Annotated in this window: 16 protein-coding genes; 6 read left to right on the top strand and 10 right to left on the bottom strand. The window is 58.5% G+C overall.

Annotated features, from left to right (window positions below; translation table 11 throughout):
- Positions 1 to 32: 32 nt before the first annotated feature.
- The 4 genes from V476_RS02795 to V476_RS02780 form a co-directional block, all read right to left on the bottom strand.
- Positions 33 to 845 (bottom strand): oxidoreductase, encoded by an 813-nt coding sequence (locus V476_RS02795; protein WP_024959996.1) that lies wholly within the window; start codon positions 843 to 845, stop codon positions 33 to 35.
- Between the two features lie 65 nt (positions 846 to 910).
- Entirely contained in the window at positions 911 to 1912 is a 1002-nt protein-coding gene (locus V476_RS02790) for an NADP-dependent oxidoreductase (RefSeq protein ID WP_024959997.1), read from the bottom strand.
- 59 nt (positions 1913 to 1971) lie between these two features.
- Positions 1972 to 2760 (bottom strand): SDR family NAD(P)-dependent oxidoreductase, encoded by a 789-nt coding sequence (locus V476_RS02785; RefSeq protein ID WP_024959998.1) that lies wholly within the window; start codon positions 2758 to 2760, stop codon positions 1972 to 1974.
- Between the two features lie 255 nt (positions 2761 to 3015).
- Positions 3016 to 3618 (bottom strand): TetR/AcrR family transcriptional regulator, encoded by a 603-nt coding sequence (locus tag V476_RS02780; protein WP_024959999.1) that lies wholly within the window; start codon positions 3616 to 3618, stop codon positions 3016 to 3018.
- A 117-nt stretch (positions 3619 to 3735) separates the two neighbouring features.
- Between V476_RS02780 and V476_RS02775 the strand changes: the two genes are divergently transcribed.
- Positions 3736 to 4599, top strand: coding sequence for an alpha/beta hydrolase (locus V476_RS02775; protein WP_024664792.1), 864 nt, complete (start codon positions 3736 to 3738; stop codon positions 4597 to 4599).
- Positions 4600 to 4816: 217 nt separating this feature from the next.
- Positions 4817 to 5236, top strand: coding sequence for a hypothetical protein (locus tag V476_RS02770; RefSeq protein ID WP_017278364.1), 420 nt, complete (start codon positions 4817 to 4819; stop codon positions 5234 to 5236).
- On the opposite strand, the gene V476_RS02765 is transcribed toward V476_RS02770, so the two are convergent.
- A complete protein-coding gene (locus tag V476_RS02765) occupies positions 5206 to 6000 on the bottom strand; it encodes an NYN domain-containing protein (protein WP_003314764.1) in 795 nt (264 codons plus the stop codon). The two genes, V476_RS02770 and V476_RS02765, sit on opposite strands and share 31 nt — an antisense overlap.
- Before the next feature lie 278 nt (positions 6001 to 6278).
- On the opposite strand from V476_RS02765, the gene V476_RS02760 reads away from it, so the two are divergent.
- Positions 6279 to 7262, top strand: coding sequence for a GlxA family transcriptional regulator (locus V476_RS02760; RefSeq protein WP_032607639.1), 984 nt, complete (start codon positions 6279 to 6281; stop codon positions 7260 to 7262).
- Positions 7263 to 7319: 57 nt separating this feature from the next.
- On the opposite strand, the gene V476_RS02755 is transcribed toward V476_RS02760, so the two are convergent.
- From V476_RS02755 to V476_RS02745, 3 genes are all read right to left on the bottom strand, one after another.
- Positions 7320 to 7658 carry a hypothetical protein gene (locus tag V476_RS02755; protein WP_057443087.1) on the bottom strand — a complete coding sequence of 113 codons (339 nt, stop codon included), beginning with the start codon at positions 7656 to 7658 and terminating at the stop codon, positions 7320 to 7322.
- Between the two features lies 1 nt (position 7659).
- Positions 7660 to 9735: a hybrid sensor histidine kinase/response regulator gene (locus V476_RS02750; protein ID WP_024960000.1), complete on the bottom strand. Its 2076-nt coding sequence runs from the start codon at positions 9733 to 9735 to the stop codon at positions 7660 to 7662.
- 289 nt (positions 9736 to 10024) lie between these two features.
- The gene (locus V476_RS02745; RefSeq protein WP_003417967.1) at positions 10025 to 11476 is read right to left on the bottom strand and encodes an NCS1 family nucleobase:cation symporter-1; all 1452 of its coding nucleotides are present in this window, start codon (positions 11474 to 11476) and stop codon (positions 10025 to 10027) included.
- 344 nt (positions 11477 to 11820) lie between these two features.
- Here V476_RS02745 and V476_RS02740 point away from each other — a divergent pair, with 344 nt between their 5' ends.
- Both V476_RS02740 and V476_RS02735 read left to right on the top strand, forming a co-directional pair.
- Positions 11821 to 12540 (top strand): GntR family transcriptional regulator, encoded by a 720-nt coding sequence (locus V476_RS02740; protein WP_024960001.1) that lies wholly within the window; start codon positions 11821 to 11823, stop codon positions 12538 to 12540.
- A 10-nt stretch (positions 12541 to 12550) separates the two neighbouring features.
- Complete coding sequence (locus V476_RS02735; protein ID WP_024960002.1) at positions 12551 to 13282, top strand: aspartate/glutamate racemase family protein; 732 nt, start codon at positions 12551 to 12553, stop codon at positions 13280 to 13282.
- Between the two features lie 856 nt (positions 13283 to 14138).
- Here V476_RS02735 and V476_RS02730 read toward each other — a convergent pair.
- Complete coding sequence (locus tag V476_RS02730) at positions 14139 to 15374, bottom strand: zinc-dependent alcohol dehydrogenase (RefSeq protein ID WP_024961481.1); 1236 nt, start codon at positions 15372 to 15374, stop codon at positions 14139 to 14141.
- Between the two features lie 105 nt (positions 15375 to 15479).
- Complete coding sequence (locus V476_RS02725; protein ID WP_024961482.1) at positions 15480 to 16385, bottom strand: LysR family transcriptional regulator; 906 nt, start codon at positions 16383 to 16385, stop codon at positions 15480 to 15482.
- A gap of 161 nt (positions 16386 to 16546) precedes the next feature.
- On the opposite strand from V476_RS02725, the gene V476_RS02720 reads away from it, so the two are divergent.
- Positions 16547 to 17437 (top strand): NAD(P)-dependent oxidoreductase, encoded by an 891-nt coding sequence (locus tag V476_RS02720; RefSeq protein WP_024961483.1) that lies wholly within the window; start codon positions 16547 to 16549, stop codon positions 17435 to 17437.
- Position 17438: the final 1 nt, after the last annotated feature.

The following is a 17438-nucleotide window of genomic DNA, read 5'->3' as shown; positions in this document are numbered from 1 at the left end:
ATTCGAGAAGCTGCCAACCCGACCCACGCCATTCACTCCGGCAAGCGAAACTGCTTGCGCAAGCTCTTATCGAACGCCCCGGCAGGCGCGAAGCGCCGTAGCAGGCTGATTTGTCGGGCGGTCTTGCCGGCGGTGTATCGATGCCGGGGACGAACATCGCTCGCCGCTTTCAGCACCACCGCTGCGACAACCTCGGGCAGGTCGGCTGTCGGCATGACATCGGCGAGCAATGCACGGACACTGGCTCGCGCCTGATCGTACGCCTGCAACTGCGAGTCAGGCTCGATGCCATTTTGATCGAAGACGGTGCGTACGTAGGCCGGCTCAATGACCGAGACCCGGACGTTGAAGGCACGAATTTCATGATCGAGTGATTCCGAATAGCCTTCCAGGGCATGTTTGACGGCCGAATAATGAGCCGAATAGGGCGCCGGTATCAGTCCCAGGACCGAGCCGATATTGATAATGCGGCCCTGACCTCGTTGGCGCATTGATGGCAGTACTGCGTTGGTCATGCGCATGACGCCAAACAGATTGACGTCGAACAGTGCCTGTACTTGCGGGATCGAGAACTCCTCGGCGCCGCCCAGCATACCGATGCCGGCATTGTTGACCAGCAGGTCGATACGCCCGGTTTGCGCGAGGACGGTGGCAACGAGCGCGCGGACAGAATCGTCATCCGTGACATCGCAGGTCAGCATGGAGACCTGTGCCTCACTTTCACCGGCTTTGCGGCTGGTGCCAAACACGGTGTACCCCGAGCGCGCCAAGGCCTCGGCGGTAGCGCGACCGATGCCCGATGATGCACCCGTGACGATGGCGGTTCTTTCGGAAGAGGTGTTCATTTGATACTCCAATGCTCGACAGGCGCGGGCCTGAAGGGTGGTTGAGCGGGGCGTCGAATAGGTGCCTATCTGATTTTTACAACGACCTTGCCTTTGGCGCGGCCCCGACCCAGGTATTCAAGCCCTTCGCGGGCCTGTTCAAACGCAAAGACGCTGTCAATCACCGGTTTTATCTGGCCACTTTCGAGTAACCTGGCAATGTCGCCAAGTTGAGCGCCATCCGCGCGGACAAACAGAAACGAGTACGACACACTCTTCTTTCTGGCCAGGCGCGTGATCCTGCGGCTCATCAACCCGAATACGAAGGTGAAGAAGGCATTCATCCGCCGAGCCTTGGCGAATGCCGTATCCAGCGGGCCGACCAGGGATACGATCCTGCCGCCGGGCTTGAGGATGCCGACAGCTCTTTCAAGGTCGTCTCCCCGGGTGGTGCCAAGCACCAGGTCAACGTCGTGTAGCACCTGTTCGAATGCCTGCTCTTTGTAATTCACCACTTCATCTGGCCCCAGGCTACGAACCAGCGCCATATTTCCTGTGCTGGTGGTCGTGGCCACTGTGGCGCCCAGGTGTTTGGCCAGCTGGATGGCGAAGGTGCCGATACCTCCAGACCCGGCCGGTATGAACACCTTCTGGCCCGCTTGAAGAGGGGCGCGATCTTTGAATGCCTGCCACGACGTAAGCCCGACCATCGGGATGGAGGCTGCCTGAACAAAGTCCAGGTTGGCGGGCTTCAACGCGGCAGCGTGTTCCGGTACGGCGGCGAACTCGGCGATGGCGCCCCCACCCAGTTCGAACAGGCTCGCGAATACCGCGTCGCCTGCCTTGAATCGAGTGACTGCGCTGCCCACTTGAATGACCACGCCCGCCAGATCGCTGCCCATGGTGGCCGGTAGTTGCATCTTCACCACCGACTTGAAGACACCCGTAGTGATGATGTTGTCGATCGGGTTCAACCCGGCCGCGTGAACCTCCACCAACAGTTCGTCAGGTTTGATGGCGGGTATGGGTACGTGGGTAATCGCAATCTCAGGCGACTTGCCGTAATTCTCAAATGTCAGTGCTTTCATGACGCTCTGATTCCAGTGTCGTCGAACAAGGATGTGCATCTGCCGCGGTTTGATTCGCTTCAGGCTTGCGGGCGATAGCGCTCGGCCGCCTGAGCCTGTCGAATGTCCGACATCAGCCCTAGTCGCGCCTCATCCAGCGAGTCCCAACGCCCCGCCACATGCAGCGGTGGAATGGTCACCTGTTCGCGGCGGTCGAAACCCACCAGTGCTGCATCAACCAGCTCTTCGACGTCCATCACCTCTGCAATAGTGTTCAGATCGATCCCCGCACGCTCCCAGATTTCGGTGCGCGTGGCCGCCGGAAGCACCGCCTGGACGTATACGCCCTTGAGCGCCAGTTCCACGTTCATTCCCTGGGAAAGGAACAGTACGTAGGCCTTGGTCGCACCGTAGACCGACATGCCGAACTCTGGCGCAAAACCCACCACCGATCCGAGGTTGACGATCGAGCCCGAGCTGGACTGCGCGAAACGCGGGGCCACGGCGGCCGCAAGGCGTGTCAGGGCGACGATATTGAGTGCGACAAGCTTGTCGATGGACTCGGCGTTCTGTTGAACGAACCCTCCGGATTGGGCAATGCCCGCGTTGTTGATCAGCACATCGATGCTGGCGTCCTCACGCAGACGGGTTTCCAGAGCTGTGAGATCGGCAGATTGAGTCAAATCCGCCTGGATGACTTCAACGGCAACGCCGTTTTCTTCACGAAGGCGTGTTGCCAGGGCATCAAGACGTGCCTTGTCACGAGCGACCATCACGAGATTGTGACCGCGACGGGCAAAGCGTTCGGCATATACCGCGCCGATGCCGCTGGAAGCACCGGTAATGAGAACAGTGGATGGCGTTGTCATGGAGGAGATACTCGTAATGTGCGTTGAGGAAGTCGCACTTATGATTACGATCCAAATCTAAAATGTCAACGCATTGATGTTGATCGACATCAAAAATGGTCGATGCCGATCTTGCTCGGTTTTCGGAAAGGGACGTGGGGAACATCGTGGCAAGACGTGCGGGCAAATGGCATGCACACCGTCGAAACCGCTTCTGTGCAAGCGCAGTCACGACGGCGGTTGTTTATCAATCGGGTGGCGGCAGTGCGTCTGTTTTCAGCCTGAGGGCATAAGCACGGAGCATGTCATCAATTGCAGTACCGACTCGGCAGAGGGAATAGGGGGGGTATTCGTCTTTCTGTCGATGGTCAGGGAAGCGTAGCCGTGCGCGGTGCTCCAGGCGAGGAAGGTACGCTGTTCAAGCAGTTCCGGCTCGGGCTCGCTACCGTATTTCGCTATCCAGGCATTGCGTATCGACTGGCGGAGCACTTGCAGCGCACGTTCCCCCGATTTTAGAAGCCTGGGCAACGTGCGGTTTACACCCGCGCTAAACATCAATCGGAAGTGCTCCGGGTAACTTTTGGCGAAACTTACATAACCAATACCGCAACCCAGGAGGGTGTCGTCAAGTTCCTCTTGGACGGCAATGATGACGTCGGCCATGCGCTCATATCCATCGGCCACCACCTCTGCCAGCAGATTTTCCAGAGAGCCGAAATGGTGGGCGGGGGCGGCATGAGAGACATTCGCCCGTCTGGCGCACTCGCGCAGTGACATGCCGCGGACTCCCGCTTCCCCCACGATATCCCAGGCGGCCTGACGCAGGACGGCGGGCAGATTGCCGTGGTGGTAGGTCCGTGGGGCGTCTGAAGTCGACATGTAAGGCTCCCTATCATGAAACAAAAGTTATATTCCCATCGGTTCAGCCTATCTTGTCAGTGACAAGATAGGCTGTTCTAATGGTGCCAGATCATCTGACGGGCGTGGGGAACACCGATGAGCGACATCATCAAGAGGCTTCGACTATTGACGCTGCGCGGCACGTTCACGCTGACCAGCCGTATTCTACCGGGCATCACTGGAAGATATCTCGCTCGACGTTTTGTGACTCCGCAGGCGTCCGGACGTGCCAAGGCTGCTGAAATTCTGAGTACAGCGACGGATGTGCAAACCGGTAGCCTTGAGCTGGACGGCATCAGAATTGCCACCTATGTCTGGGGCGATCCCTCCAGCCAGCCGTATGTGTTGCTGGCCCACGGCTGGTCAAGTTACGCGATGCGGTTTATCGGATGGGTGCCGTTACTGCGCTCGATGGGCTACGCCGTGGTGGGGTTCGATCAGCCCGCGCATGGGTTGAGCGCGGGCAGCATCAGTCATATGACCCAGTTCGTGGCTGTGCAGCAGCACGTGGGGCGCCATTTCGGAAAGCCTTCGGCGGTGATAGCGCATTCACTCGGCGCTTCATCGATTGTTTTCGCTCAGGAGCAGTCGTGGTGCCCTGATCGTTTTATTCTGATTGCGCCGTTCCTGGCACCTACGGACAGCGTCCTTCAACTGTTCGATTCAGTCGGTGTTGCCCACACAGTATTCAAACCTTTCGAGGGCGTCCTGCATTCGCTGACCGGTCGCCGCTTCGCAGACTACGACGCCAGTTCGCGACTGCCGCTGCTTGATCGTCCCGCCTTGGTCATTCATGACCGCCGTGATCGTGAAACACCGTGGGAAAAGGGCGCTCGTTTTGCAGAGCTATGGCCGGGAGCGCGTCTGTTTACCACTGAAGGGCTTGGCCACAATCGGCTGATTGATCATCCTTCGGTGATTACGGAAGCGATGAAATTTCTGACACCGGATCATCGTTAACGGCATCCGCAACGGATGGCCTTTTCAACGATTCCACTCTAAAGCGTCTACACGCAGCTTCATGAAATCCGTATGTGCCAGTTGGATCTGGCTCGTTTAATTGCAAGATGAATAACGGAAGCCAGATGCGTTTCCGCTCATCACGAGCTGAGCTTCTTTTAAAAGTCCTGACGTAGCCGGACAGGCGGGTCAGTGTCTTCAGAAGTGGGAGGCCGCTATGGGTTTTAATAATTTTTCCGATGAATTGGCGGTGCTTGAAATTGTCCGCAGCGCGAACTTCGTCCGCCCTGGAAAGTTGACGTCTGGTCAAATTTATCTCGCGCTGATACGTCTTCAATCAGACGTTCCGGCGGCCGGGGATTTTATGGCCATGATTGATGAACTGGTCAAAGAGGGTCTGCTGGTTTCCGCCGCTGTGCTGGAGCACGACATCTCGTTTCCCTATGTCCAGCACATTGTTCTTGGTGTTACCGAAACAGGTGCGGCCGTACTGGAAGACCGGAGTTTTCAGGCTGACCTTTTTTACATGTGTTCGACGGTGCCGTTCCAGCTACAGCGTCAGGAAAGAACTGACAGTCGCAACTGTCAGTCCCGGACTGACGAACCTCACTTGCCCTGCAGTTTATGCCGCGCATAAAGCACTGCCGTTCCACCAGAGGCCGGACGGGCCTGTAGCTCGAACGTTTGTGGATAGCCTTTGATCAAATCGCTCAGTTTCTTGTAGCCATGGGTACGAGGATCGAACTCAGGCCGCAGTTTGGTGATGTTCGTGCCAATGGCGCCCAAGGGCGCCCAGCCGTCTTCATCAGCAATATCGTCCATTATCTTTGCAATGAAGCCCACAGGGGCTTTGGGTTTCTTGCTCGGCTCGGTTGCCACTGATTTCACGTTGCTCGGTGTTGCAGCTGCATCCGGCGTAGAGTCTCCGGTGGCCGGTGTGGTGATCTCTTCACGAAGCAATTCGATGTAGATGAACTTGTCGCAGGCCGCGACGAAGGGTTTGGGTGTCTTTTCTTCGCCAAAGCCATAAACGGTCAGACCTTCCTCACGCAAGCGCGAGGCCAGGCGTGTGAAGTCACTGTCGCTGGATACCAGGCAGAACCCGTCGAAACGACGCGTGTAGAGCAAGTCCATAGCGTCGATTATCAATGAGCTGTCAGTGGCATTCTTGCCTTTGGTGTAGGCGAACTGCTGGATGGGCTGGATGGAGTAGTCGAGCAGAACTTTCTTCCAGCCGCCGAGTTGCGGGCCGGTCCAGTCACCATAGATGCGCTTGACGCTGGCCACGCCATATTTGGCGATCTCTTCGAAAAGGCCTTCTACGATCGCTGCTGGCGCATTGTCGGCATCGATCAGCACCGCCAGATGCTTTTGAGAACTGTTGGGGTTTTGGACGGCCATGGATCACCCTCATAGGAAAGCCTAACCATACCGGCAAAACGAGAGATTGGCGCTATTCCCCGATATTTATGCAACGCAGCGTTTTTCATCAGGTTTTGATAACGTCACGAAAACAAAAATGAAGTGCATGGAACGCATCCAGAGCGCGTTTCAATGTATACCTCTCTCCGACGTCTCGCATTTACTGCGGCCTGCGGGTACATCGGCAAGAGTGGTTCTCAATTGGCGTGAATCAAGCGAGGTTTCAAGTGATCGCCAGGCGTAAATTCAGCGACGCAATGCAAGGGAAAAACCTTCGCTTTCTGAAAGAGGAACAGCCTGAGTCCACACGGCAAACGTGTGCCGGTTTTCTTCTGCTGGAGCATTTTTCGTTACCTGCTTTCACCCAGGTGCTGGACGCCATTGTCACGGCCAATCTGCTGCGACGAGATCTGTTTTCGACCATCACGCTTGGTCTTGGCGAAGGCGAGGTGGTCAGTGATCTTGGGCTGGTGATTCGCCCGGACGAGCTGTTTGGGCGTGACAGCCTTGCAGGACTGGACCTGTTGGTCATCTGCGGAGGCTATCGCACCGAGTTGAAGGCAAGCGATAACCTGATCCGCTTATTGCGCGACGCTGCTGCTCAGGGTGTAACCCTGGCAGGATTATGGAATGGTGCCTGGTTCCTGGGGCGGGCCGGCTTGCTGGATGGCTACCGATGCGCGATTCACCCCGAGCATCGACCCGCTCTCGCGGAAATTGCCAGCGTGGGCCAGGTCACCAGTGAAGCGCATGTCGCAGACCGGGACCGACTGACCGCATCAAGTCCGACAGGCGCTTATCATATGGCGTTGGAGTGGATCAAAGGTCTGCATGGCAAGGCGCTGGTAGAAGGTATCGAAGACATCCTGTCATTCGAAGAGTCCAGATACCGGCGTATCAAAACCTCGCCGTTACTGTCCGTGAGCGCTCCTTTGCGCGAAGTGATTGGACTCATGGAGTCCAATCTGGAGGAGCCTCTGGAAATGGAAGAACTGGCCGTTTATGGAGGGCGTTCGCGACGTCAGCTCGAGCGATTGTTCAAAGAGCAATTAGGCACTACACCACAGCGCTATTATCTGGAACTTCGCATCACCGAAGCTCGGCGGTTGCTACAGCACACCGAGTTGTCTCAAACCGAAGTGCTGGTGGCGTGCGGCTTTGTATCGCCGAGCCATTTCAGCAAGTGTTACAGCTCCTACTTCGGCTATCGCCCCTCTGCAGAGAAAAGGCGTGTCAAATAAGCAAGTGAGCGAGCAGCACAATGGTGTCGATCATCACGTGTTGTGGCATGAACGTGCTTACTCACTACTTGCCTGTTGTTCCGACGCTTCGTGCTCTGCATACCACTGTGCGTAAGGCGTGTTTTTTACCTTGCGCCGATTGAAATCCTCGGCGCCATCGGTCCACCAGACTTCACCGCGCTCGCCCAGTGCAACTTTGGCCTTGTCGACACTGGCACGAGCCACCTTCAGGGCTGCGGGGTCTTCGGATGCCTTGGCGGCTTTGACTGCACGACGCGCAGCCATCAGCTCATCCACCAGATGCTGGCGGACGTCGTCGCTCAAAGAGGGATTGGAGCATCGCCAGAGTTGCCCCTTGACCACAAAATACCGACCATCTGGCGTGGTCGGATTCACCCTACGAATATCCGCGGGCGACCGCGTCAGCGCCGATCAGGCCTGTCACCCGTCCGGCCAGTGCGTCCAGCCCGAACGGCTTGGTCAGCACTTGTGTGCAAGGTCGCAGGTGGCAATCATCCAGCACCGACGTCTTGGCGTAACCGGTGATGAACAGGGTCGGCAGGCCTGGTCGACAGTCACCGGCCGCATCGGCCATTTCCCGGCCATTCATGCCGCCCGGCAAACCTATGTCACTGATCAGCAGGTCGATGCGTGTGTCCGACTGCAGGATCTGCAAGCCTGATTGTGCGTCTGCCGCTTCCAGGCAGTTGTAGCCCAGACCGCTGATGACTTCGGCGACGAGCATCCTCACCGAGGGTTCGTCGTCCACGATCAGAACGGTTTCGCCGGTGTGATGCGGCGGTTCTTCGATGACTTCCGGCTCGACGGGGCGGGGAGCGTTTTCAGCGGTGTGGCGGGGCAGGTGCATGACCACGCTGGTGCCCTGGCCTTTGATCGACTCGACGCGAATCTGCCCGCCGGACTGGCGCACAAAGCCATACACCATCGACAGGCCGAGACCGGTGCCGGCACCTATGGCCTTGGTGGTGAAGAACGGTTCAAAGGCTTTGGCGGCGATGTCCGGGCTCATGCCGATGCCCGTGTCGGTCACGCGGATGCTCAGGTGCTCGCCGGCGGGAATACCGTGGTCCGGGTCGGTGCACTCTTCAAGGGACGCATTGGCGGTCTCGATGATAATGCGCCCGCCGTTGGGCATCGCGTCACGGGCGTTCAGGCACAGGTTCAGCAGCGAGCTTTCAAGCTGGTCATGATCGATCAGCGCGGGCCACAGGTCATTCTGCGCAACGACCTTTATGTCTATCTCCGGGCCGACGGTACGGGCGATCAGCTCTTCCATGTCATGAATCAAGCCGTTGACGTCGGTGACTCTCGGCGACAGTGTCTGGCGTCGAGAGAACGCCAGCAGGCGGTGAGTCAGCGACGCCGCGCGGCGTACCGCGCCCTGGGCGACCGACACGTAACGGTCGACGTCACCGACGCGGCCCTGGGCCAAGCGTTTGGTGATCAGTTCCAGGCTGCCGGAAATGCCAGCCAGCAAATTATTGAAGTCATGGGCAATGCCCCCCGTCAGTTGCCCGACGGCATCCATCTTCTGCGAGTGGCGCAGGGCATCTTCGATTTGCTCGCGTTCGAAAACCGCCTGTTCGATGCGCTGTTCAAGTGTCTGGTTGAGCTCTCTGACCGCCTCTTCGGCTTTTTTTCTGGCGGTGACATCGATGGATGAGCCGATCAGACCGATCACCTCGCCGTTTTCATCGAGCAGGGGCGCTTTGGTCGAGAGCCATATCGCTGCAGAGCCATCAGCCAGATTAACCTGTTCTTCGATCTGTTCGCTGACATTGTTCTGCATGATCCGGCGGTCGGTTTCCATGAGGATCCGCGCCTGTTGCTGGTCATCCAGGAAATCGAGGTCCGTCTTGCCAATGAAAAACTCGGGCGGTTTGCCGATCAGGTCAGCGGTGCCACGATTGGCAACGAGCATGCGGCCCTCAAGATCCTTGGCGTAGACCACGCCGGGAACGGCAGCGGTGAATATTCTCAACAACTCGTTGAGCCGGTCGCGCTCTTCTTCGGCAGTACGACGGCTGTCTATATCGAGCAATACACCCGGACTGCGGACAGGTTTACCGCGACTGTCGCGCTCGATTCTTCCGCTGGCTTCGATCCAGCGATAAATGCCGTCTTCATGCAGAACCCGGTATTCGCATCGATAGGTTTCGCTGCTCTGCAGCGCTTCCTCGATCGACTTGTCGACTCTGGCCGAATCGTCAGGATGAATGGAGGCAATTACCAGTTCCAGTGGCAAGCCTTTGGCGCACAGCTTCGGGCACAAGCCGAAGGTCCGGGCAAAACGCTCATCGCCGGTCAGTTGATCGGCAATGATGTCCCACACCCAAGTGCCGACAACTGCCCCAGAATCGAGGGTGAGTTGCAGCCGCTCGGCCGCTTCCTGCGCCGAGGATAGGGGGGGCTGGGGGGCGAATGGCCTGCCGCCATAAACATCATTGCTCATCACTATCGACCCACTTGAACGCCTGGTTCACAAAGACTCAGTCATAGGGCAGCGCAGCGGCCTGAAAGTTGTACAAAATTTATTCTATTTTATGCCTGATGCCTGACAAAGCGATCAGTGACACTCGATCATTTCATGATTCAGGTAGGGGTGATATTAAAATAATATCATTTGAGGCGCGCGCAAGCTTCAGCGGAGCAGGCAGGGCAACGCTTCCAGGTCATGCCGGGGCTGGCGAATCACCTGAAAGCGCTGGTTTCATTCAAGTACTTAGCGTCTTGCCAACACCTCAATGCTGTCCGACAGGCGCAGGCAGGTTGGCAGCCTGCACCGGTGACCAGCGAGTCAGCGCATAAAACACTGCGCCGCCCAGGATGCAGCCGGTAAACCAGGCGAAGTTGGCAATCGGCTTGAACCACTCGACAAAGGTGAAGCACAGACCGACCAGTGCGGTGAGCAGCAATGCCTTGACCGCGATCCAGTTCACGCCGTTGGTGTACCAGTAGCGCCCGCTCGGCGTGTCATTGAACAGGGCGTCGACATCGATCTGCTGCTTCTTGATCAGGTAGTAATCTACCAGCAGGATGCCGAACAGCGGGCCGATGCAGGCCGCCAGCACGTCCAGGGTGTAGTGAATCACTTCCGGGTTGTTGAACAGGTTCCAGGGTGTGATGAAGATCGACGCCACCGCAGCGATCATGCCGCCTGCACGCCAACTGATGCGGCTGGGCGCCACGTTGGCGAAGTCGAAGGCGGGGGAAACGAAGTTGGCGACGATGTTGATGCCGACCGTCGCGGTCACAAAAGTAAAGGCACCGAGCAGCACGGCCGTGGTGTTGTCGATGCGCGCGACGGTCGCGATCGGGTCGTGGATCATCTCACCGAAAATCGGCAACGTGCCTGAAACAATCACCACCGTTACCAGTGAGAACGCCAGAAAATTCACCGGCAAACCCCAGAAATTGCCGCGGCGCACGTCCGCCATGCTGCGGCAATAGCGGCTGAAATCACCGAAGTTTAGCGTCGGCCCGGAGAAATACGAGACTACCAGAGCAATGGCCATGACCACCTGGCCGAACGCCGCCCAGCCGGACAACTCCTTTTCAGCCAGGGTAAAACTGATGTTGTCCCAGCCCGCGCGCCAGACAATCCAGCCTGCCAGCGCGAACATCACCGCGTACACGGCCGGGCCGGCCCAGTCGATGAAGCGCCTGATCGATTCCATACCTGTCCAGAACACCGCGGCTTGCACCACCCACAACGCGAGAAAGCCGAACCAGCCGAGCCAGGACAGGCCGAGAAATGTCACGCTTTGATACGCGGCCAGTTCCGGGAAGAAACGCAGCACCACGATTACCAGGGCGCTGGACGCCAGGTAAGTTTGAATGCCGTACCACGCCACGGCGATGAGCCCGCGAATGATGGCGGGAATGTTGGCTCCGAAGACGCCGAAGGCCAGGCGGCAGATGACCGGATAGGGCACGGCGGCTTGCTGACTGGGTTTGGCGACCAGATTGGCGATCACCTGAATGATGCAGATCCCCACCAGCAGCGCGATCAGCACCTGCCAACTGGCCAGTCCCAAGGCGAACAGACTGGCAGCGAAAACGTAGCCGCCGACGCTGTGCACGTCGCTCATCCAGAACGCCAGAATGTTGTACCAGGTCCACTTCTGCGGCACCGGCCCCAGATCGTGGTTGTGCAGGCGCGGGCTGTACCCGGCCGGGCGTTGATCTGTCATTGCCTGACTCCCTCGGTGTGTCGTGACGGGATCGGAGTACGATCGATGATTTTTTTGTATACGATTGTGTACGCAAAACATGTGCCATACGATTTCTCGTTGGTAGGGAATGGCTGCGAGTCTTGTTTTAGGGCGTTTCTACTCAGGCGGGCGGATAAATCAGGAAAGTCCGAGCAGGTGCTTGAAGTGCACGTAAACAGGGCGCTTTTGCTCATTTACGGTGCGATTAATTCGTTTTCAGTTGAGTGGCTATCTGGCCTGTTAATCAAATTGCGCTACTCATCATGTTCCGCATCAGGCACTATTCTTGTATACGATCTGTAATGCCAATGTGATGTGAAGCCATGATCCGACCTGACAGTGCCCCGTTGTTTCTCACGCCTGCCGCTGATGAAAAGGGCCGTGACGAACAGATTTACCAGCATGTACTGGAAGCCATCGTCGAACACCGGCTCGCTCCGGGAACGCGCTTGCCCGAGGACGCCCTGGCCGAAGTGTTCGAGATCAGCCGCACCGGCATTCGCAAGGTCTTGCAGCGTCTGGCGCTGGAGCGACTGGTTACCCTACGGCCCAAGCGCGGCGCAGAGGTTGCGCAACCTTCGGCTCAGGAAGCACAGGATGTATTGGGTGCCAGGCAACTGATCGAGCCCGCGCTGATGGCCGATATCGCCACGCGAGTCGGCGGCCGGCGTCTGGAAGCACTGCGCGCGCTTTGTGATCGGGAGCATGAGGCGCAACACGCCGGGCGCCACAGCGAAGCGATTCAACTGTCGGCGCGCTTTCATGTTCAGTTGAGCGCGCTGGCGGGCAATCAGGTGTTGACCGAACAGGTCGCGCAGCTCACCACTCGGTCGTCGTTGATTGTGGCGGTCTACGGCTCGCGACGCAGTGTCGGTTGTGATTGTGGCCAGCATGTCGACTTGCTGGCCTTGCTCGAAAGCGGGCAGGGCGAACAGGCGCGCGAGTGGATGGCCGAGCATTTGCGCCGCATCCGTGCCAGCCTGAATGTAGATGCGCCGCTCAGCGAGACAGTGGATTTTCATAGCATTTTCAAACGGCGCTGAAGGAGTTCCGGTGCGTATTCAAGTAATCAACCCCAATACCAGCGAAGCCATGACCCACAAGATCGGCCTGGCCGCGCAAGCCGTGGCGCGCCCAGGCACGCAGATCATCGCCTGCAGTCCGGAGGATGGCCCGGTGTCCATCGAAGGCCATTTCGATGAGGCGATAGCGACGCTGGGCGTGCTCGAAGAAGTGCGCAAGGGGCGCGAGCAACAGGTCGACGCGCACATCATCGCCTGTTTCGGCGACCCTGGCCTGCTGGCGGCACGCGAGTACGCCAGCGCCCCGGTGATCGGCATCGCCGAAGCGGCCTTTCATATGGCCAGCCTGATTTCCACCCGTTTCGCCGTGGTCACCACGCTGACCCGCACGCGGATCATTGCCGAGCATCTGTTGCAGCGTTATGGCTTCAGTGAGTTGTGCACATCGGTGCGCTGTATCAATCTGCCAGTGCTGGCGCTGGAGGAAAGCGGGCCGGAGCTCATCGAATGCATGGCCGAACAGGCCCGGCGCGCCCGTGACGAAGAAGGGGCGGGAGCCATTGTGTTGGGTTGCGGCGGCATGGCGGATCTGGGCAGGCAGTTGAGCGAAGCGATCGGCCTGCCGGTCATCGACGGCGTGGCAGCGGCGGTGAAACTGGCCGAATCACTGGTGGATCTGGGCCTGACCACCAGCAAACACGGCGACCTAGCCGACCCGATCGGCAAACCGTTCATAGGCCGGTTCGCCTATCTGAGCCGGTGATGGCGTTTGCCCGCAGGGCGCAGGAGCGAACGTGTTCGCGAAAGGGGCGGCACGAACGATGAACATACATCGTCTGCAATACCGTTCGCGAACAAGTTCGCTCCTACGGCCTACGGCCAGAGTCAAAAGCGAACGTGCGCATAACGATGAGCGCTCTGCGTGGTAGTGACATTTTCAAGCTTCTGCCCGCAGGGCGTAGGGTAGGAGCGAACGTATTCGCGAAAGGGGCGGCATGAACGATGAACATACATCGTCTGAAATACTGTTCTCAGGCCTCTGCCCGCAGGGCGTAGGAGCGAACGTGTTCGCGAAGGGGGCGGCATGAATGGTAAACATACATCGTCTGAAACACCGTTTTCAGGCTTCTGCCCGCAGGGCGTAGGAGCGAACTTGTTCGCGAAGGGGGCGGTATGAACGATGAACATATATCGTCTGAAACACCGTTTTCAAGCTTCTGCCCGCAGGGCGTAGGAGCGAACTTGTTCGCGAAGGGGGCGGCATGAACGATGAACATACATCGTCTGAAACACCGTTTTCAGGCCTCTGCCCGCAGGGCGTAGGAGCGAACTTGTTCGCGAAGGGGGCGGCATGAACGATGAACATACATCGTCTGAAACACCGTTTTCAGGCCTCTGCCCGCAGGGCGTAGGAGCGAACTTGTTCGCGAAGGGGGCGGTATGAACGATGAACATATATCGTCTGAAACACCGTTTTCAGGCTTCTGCCCGCAGGGCGTAGGAGCGAACTTGTTCGCGAAGGGGGCGGTATGAACGATGAACATACATCGTCTGCAATACCGTTCCCGAACACGTTCGCTCCTGCGGCCTTAAGCTAGAATTAAAGGCGAACCCGTACCTTACATAGCCGGCACGCCACCCCCGACCAGGGCTTCGGTCTTGTCGTCCGGCACCACAATGGTGTTGTTGCCGGGTGTGAGTATGACCTTGCGGCAATCCTCTTCCTTCTTGTCGAACAGCTTGTAGCCCTTCGCCGCATCTTCCAGTGACATCCGGTGCGTGATGATGGCTTCGGGTTCCAGGCGGCCGGCCTCGATATGCTGCAGCAATTCAGGCATGAAGCGATGCACGTGGGTCTGGCCCATTTTGAAGGTCAGGCCCTTGTCGAACGCATCGCCGAACATGAAGCCGTGGATGAACCCGGCATAAACCCCTGGCACACTGACCACGCCACCACGGCGTACCGCCGCGATGCACTGACGCAACGCCTTGCCGCTGCTGCCTTCCAGTTTCAGCGTGGCGAGAATGGTTTCAGTGGTGCTGCCCTTGGCCTCGAAACCCACTGCGTCCACTACCCCATCCACACCGCGCATGCCGGCGGTCTGGCGAATGATCGTGTCGGCCGGGTCATCGTCTTCATCGAAGTTGATCGGGATAACGCCGTAGGTTTTCTGCGCATAAGCCAGACGATACGGATGGTGATCGACCATGAAGATCTTCTCGGCACCGAGCATTTTTGCGCACGCTGCGCTCATCAGGCCGACCGGGCCAGCGCCGTAAATGGCAACCGTCGAGCCCTGGCCAATCCCGGCGTTGAGTACAGCCTGCCAGGCGGTGGGAAGAATATCGGAAAGGAACAGAACCTTCTCGTCAGCCAGCGTGCCTGGCACCTTGAACGGACCGACGTTGGCCTTGGGCACTCGCACGTATTCAGCCTGGCCGCCCGGGACGCCGCCATACAGATGGCTGAAGCCGAACAGCGCCGCCCCTGGTGGAATCGACTTTTTGTTGATAATCGCGCCACGTCCGGTGTTGGTGGTTTCGCAGGCCGCGAACTGGTCGAGGTTGCAGAAAAAGCAGCTGCCGCAGGCGATGACAAACGGGATCACCACGCGATCGCCTTTGGCCACAGCCGTGACGGCCGAGCCGGTTTCTTCCACGACGCCCATGAACTCGTGACCGAAGATGTCGCCGTGTTCAACCGTAGGGATTTTGCCGCGATACAAGTGCAGGTCGGAACCGCAGATAGCGGTCGCCGTGACGCGCAGAATGATGTCATCCGCTTGCTCGATCACAGGGTCCGGCACTGTATCGACCTTCACACTGTTCGCGCCGTGGTAAGTCAAAGCTCTCATGGTTAATCCTCAGTGGTAGCAGAAAATTCCGATCCGTTACTGAAGATGAACCATGAGGTTTTTGTTGGTTCAGCGCGATTGCTTGACGTGGGGACTAACGGTAGGTCAGTTGCGGAATGCTGTCATATTCTGCAACAGCATGCCCATCAGGCGATTGGCGCCGACGCTCAGTTGACGGCCCAATCGGCTGATCAGGTGAGTCTGCGGGCTGCTGAACACCTCATGCTGCAAGGGCAGGGCACGCAATCTTCCGGCCTTTATTTCTTCCTCCACGACAAAGGTCGGCAGCAGCGTGACGCCACCCTGCATGGCGAAATGCTTGAGCATCGCGAAGGTGCTGCAGGTCAGCGTCGGCTGCACGGTGATGCCCAACTGATGCTCGGCTTGCAGCAGAATCTGGCGGATACCGTAAGACACGGCAGGCAGGGCAACACGGTAGTCTTCAAGTGCCCGCAGCTGTATCGGGCCAGGTTCTTCGGCCAGCGGATGATCTGGCGCAGTGATCACACAGACCGGTTGACGCTGATGCGCATGCGAGCGGATTTTCGGGTCGGCAGCCGGGTTGAAGACCAGACCGATGTGCGCTTCATCCTCGACCACCTGGCGAATCACTTCGTTGCTGCCACAGACGTTCACGATCAGTTCGATCCTGGGGTACAGCTCGGAAAACCGGGCCAGCGGCTGCGCGAGACTTTCCAGAAAACCCTCCCCGGAGACCAGTGTCACCGAGCCGCTGTGCAAGCCTTTCAAGGCCTGAATCGAATCCAGCAAAACCTCCTGCTGCGTCAATCGCTGGCGGTAGTAGGCCAGCACCTTGTCGCCCGCCTCGGTCGGTTTGACGCCGCGTCGATGACGCTCCAGCAGGGGAGAGCCCAGCTCCTGTTCCAGTTGTGCGATCTGGCGGCTCACCGCCGAAGGCGCAACGTTGAGGAAGTCGGCGGCAGCCCGGACGCTGCCCAATCGTACGGCTTCGAAAAAATACAGGATGCGTCGATCTTGAACGAGGCTCATGGGCTTCCAGTGTTGCGCTAAAGGCAACATAAATTCGATTTTTGGATTATTGCTGAGAGGGGAGAGCGCTGTCCATACTCGAATCATCAGCGCATTGCAGGCCGAAAGGGCTCGCAGCGTCATCCTCTAATTCGTACAAAATCTTTGATCGGGATGCAGACATGACTCTGAAAGCAGGTGTGATCGGATTGGGCAACATGGGCGGCGGCATGGCTGCCACCCTGGCGGGCAAGGGCTTTGATGTCAGCGGCTTCGACCTGTCGCAGGCCGCGCTGGCCCAGGCCGAAAGCAAGGGCGTCAAGCCGGTTGCCGACCGCACGCAACTGATTCAAAGCGTGGACATTCTGGTCCTCTCGCTGCCCAAGGCCGAGCACGTGGAATCGGTGTGCCTCGGCGCGGGTGGCATCAACGAGGTGGGGCGCAAGGGCCTTATCGTTGTCGATACCACGACGTCGACGCCGGAAATGAGCCGCAAGGTCGCCGCCGAACTGGCGAAAAACGGCATCGCATTCATCGACGCGCCGGTGTCTGGCGGCCCGAAAGGCGCTGCCACCGGCACCATGTCGATGGTGATCGGTGCCGAGGACGCTGACCTGGCGCGCGCCATGCCGGTCCTGGAAGGCATGAGCGGCACACGCGTGCACGTCGGGCAATGTGGCGCAGGCAACGTCGCCAAAATCGCCAACAACATGCTCGCCGCCTGTCACCTGATCAGCACTGCCGAAGCCGTGGCGATGGCCGCGCGCGCAGGGGTGGATCCGGAAAAACTTCTGCAGGGCCTGAATGCCGGTTCCGGGCGCAGTGGTGCCACGCAAGTCATGTTCCCGACCTGGGTACTCAACAAAGCGTATGACTCTGGTTTCACCATGGGCCTGATGCGCAAGGACGTCGGCCTGGCCAGCGATCTGGCGGACAGCCTGGACATGGACCTGCCGCTGTCGCGCGTTGTCGCCCAGTTGTGGCAGGCCAGCAGTGAAACCCTGGCGGACAACGAAGACTTCTGCGCCATCGTGCAACGCACCGATGGCAAACTTTACGGTCATGGAGAATAAG

It is taken from the genome of Pseudomonas syringae KCTC 12500 (assembly GCF_000507185.2).
GTDB classification, from domain to species: domain Bacteria; phylum Pseudomonadota; class Gammaproteobacteria; order Pseudomonadales; family Pseudomonadaceae; genus Aquipseudomonas; species Aquipseudomonas syringae.
The sequence above is the reverse complement of the archived record's forward strand: the minus strand, read 5'-3'. Positions and strand labels throughout refer to the sequence as shown.

Bases quoted from the DNA above. Each gene is read 5' to 3' on its own strand.
- V476_RS02795 (WP_024959996.1), bottom strand. From the start codon at position 845: ATGAACACCTCTTCCGAAAGAACCGCCATCGTCACGGGTGCATCATCG.
- V476_RS02790 (WP_024959997.1), bottom strand. From the start codon at position 1,912: ATGAAAGCACTGACATTTGAGAATTACGGCAAGTCGCCTGAGATTGCG.
- V476_RS02785 (WP_024959998.1), bottom strand. From the start codon at position 2,760: ATGACAACGCCATCCACTGTTCTCATTACCGGTGCTTCCAGCGGCATC.
- V476_RS02780 (WP_024959999.1), bottom strand. From the start codon at position 3,618: ATGTCGACTTCAGACGCCCCACGGACCTACCACCACGGCAATCTGCCC.
- V476_RS02775 (WP_024664792.1), top strand. From the start codon at position 3,736: ATGAGCGACATCATCAAGAGGCTTCGACTATTGACGCTGCGCGGCACG.
- V476_RS02770 (WP_017278364.1), top strand. From the start codon at position 4,817: ATGGGTTTTAATAATTTTTCCGATGAATTGGCGGTGCTTGAAATTGTC.
- V476_RS02765 (WP_003314764.1), bottom strand. From the start codon at position 6,000: ATGGCCGTCCAAAACCCCAACAGTTCTCAAAAGCATCTGGCGGTGCTG.
- V476_RS02760 (WP_032607639.1), top strand. From the start codon at position 6,279: ATGCAAGGGAAAAACCTTCGCTTTCTGAAAGAGGAACAGCCTGAGTCC.
- V476_RS02750 (WP_024960000.1), bottom strand. From the start codon at position 9,735: ATGAGCAATGATGTTTATGGCGGCAGGCCATTCGCCCCCCAGCCCCCC.
- V476_RS02745 (WP_003417967.1), bottom strand. From the start codon at position 11,476: ATGACAGATCAACGCCCGGCCGGGTACAGCCCGCGCCTGCACAACCAC.
- V476_RS02740 (WP_024960001.1), top strand. From the start codon at position 11,821: ATGATCCGACCTGACAGTGCCCCGTTGTTTCTCACGCCTGCCGCTGAT.
- V476_RS02730 (WP_024961481.1), bottom strand. From the start codon at position 15,374: ATGAGAGCTTTGACTTACCACGGCGCGAACAGTGTGAAGGTCGATACA.
- V476_RS02725 (WP_024961482.1), bottom strand. From the start codon at position 16,385: ATGAGCCTCGTTCAAGATCGACGCATCCTGTATTTTTTCGAAGCCGTA.
- V476_RS02720 (WP_024961483.1), top strand. From the start codon at position 16,547: ATGACTCTGAAAGCAGGTGTGATCGGATTGGGCAACATGGGCGGCGGC.